At 55.7% G+C, this 1,674-nt stretch carries 1 protein-coding gene; it reads left to right on the top strand.

The features are described 5' to 3' along the window. Positions 1-228: 228 nt before the first annotated feature. Complete coding sequence (locus tag J2X66_RS30130; protein WP_310272371.1) at positions 229-1,578, top strand: IS110 family transposase; 1,350 nt, start codon at positions 229-231, stop codon at positions 1,576-1,578. Positions 1,579-1,674 lie beyond the last annotated feature (96 nt).

Genomic DNA, 1,674 nt, shown 5'->3' with positions numbered 1-1,674 from the left:
TTAAAAAACCGCCTCCCCGGCGCTCCGCGGCCCATTGGATTAGAAACACTGCGTTCTACACTGATCCTACTGGACAGTGGTCGCTGGCTTTTTGGAGGCTTAGTCCCCGTCAAAAAACTTGACCCAGGGGAAGCTGCGGACCCGTTAGTGGTGGCACGTTCCGTGACCCCGTTTAGGAAGGTGATTTGATCCGAGTCCCCGTCCAGTTCAACTTGACTGGAGGTGCTCATGAAGAAGCATGATCTGAAGCAGCGTGGGTTACCGGTTATTCATGATTACGCAGCCGGCATTGATATTGGCTCACGCTTTCATGTGGTGGCCGTTCCTGCAGACCTGGCCAAAGAATCCGTTCAAACTTTCCAGGCCTTCACTGCCGATCTCGAGCGCATGGCCAACTGGCTGGTAAGTCTTGGGATAACGACGGTCGCCATGGAATCAACAGGCATTTACTGGATTCCGGTTTACGAAATACTGGAAGCGCATGGCCTTCAGGTCGTACTCGCCAATGCGCGAGATGCCCGTGCGGTGCCAGGGCGCAAAACCGATGTGAATGACGCACAGTGGATTCAGCGACTCCATGCCTGTGGGCTGCTTCGAGCCAGCTTTCACCCAGATCGTGAGATTTCGGCTTTGCGCAGCTATTTGCGGCTGCGGGAGCGTCATCTCGATTATGCCGCGGCGCATATTCAGCACATGCAAAAAGCTCTCACGCACATGAACCTGCAATTGCATCACGTCGTGGCCGATATCACCGGCTTGTCGGGGATGCGGATAATCCGCGCCATCGTCGCAGGCGAGCGCAGCCCCTCCTCGTTAGCGGCGCTGAGTGACAAGCGCTGCAAGGCGGGTGTTGATGTGATTGAGGCATCGCTGGTCGGCAACTACCAGCCCGAGCACATTTTCGCTTTGACGCAGGCGCTGTCCATGTATGACGCTTATCAAGCGCAGCTACTGGTTTGCGACCAGCAGATTGCACAAACGCTGATTAAGCTCTCGCAGGAAAAGACACTGCCCGCTGAGCCGCTACCAAAACCACGGCATAACACTCGGCAACCCAACGCGCTCAATTTCGATGTACGTACCTTGCTCTATCAACTGGTCGGTGTTGATCTGACCCAGATCCACGGCATCGGCCCCTACCTGGCTCTTCGGCTGGTCGCCGAGTGCGGCACGGATCTGAGTCGATGGCGGACTTGCCACCATTTCACTTCCTGGCTCACTCTTGCGCCCGGCTGTCGCATCAGTGGCGGCAAAGTACTTTCGGCCCATACCCGCAAGACCAAAAATCGAGTGACCGCCCATCTGCGCTTAGCCGCGGTGACCGTCGGCAGAACGAACACGGCATTGGGTGCGTTTTATCGGCGTCTTGCGGCTCGAATCGGCAAAGCCAAGGCCGTCACAGCTACAGCCCGAAAGATCGCGATCCTGTTCTATAACACCATGCGTTTCGGCATGAATTATCAAGACCCAGGAGCCGATCACTATGAGCAAAAATATCGCGAGCGAGTCGTCAAAGGCCTACACCGACGCGCGGCTGAGTTTGGTTTTACACTGCAACCAGTGGAGGGTGTTTCTTAGGAACACCATGCGTTTCGGCATGAATTATCAAGACCCAGGAGCCGATCACTATGAGCAAAAATATCGCGAGCGAGTCGTCAAAGGCCTACACCGACG

It is taken from the genome of Pseudomonas sp. 3296 (assembly GCF_031456615.1).
GTDB lineage: Bacteria > Pseudomonadota > Gammaproteobacteria > Pseudomonadales > Pseudomonadaceae > Aquipseudomonas > Aquipseudomonas mucoides.
This window is presented reverse-complemented; position numbering and strand designations above follow the sequence as displayed.

Coding starts and splice junctions, on each gene's coding strand:
- J2X66_RS30130 (WP_310272371.1), top strand. CDS start 229: ATGAAGAAGCATGATCTGAAGCAGCGTGGGTTACCGGTTATTCATGAT.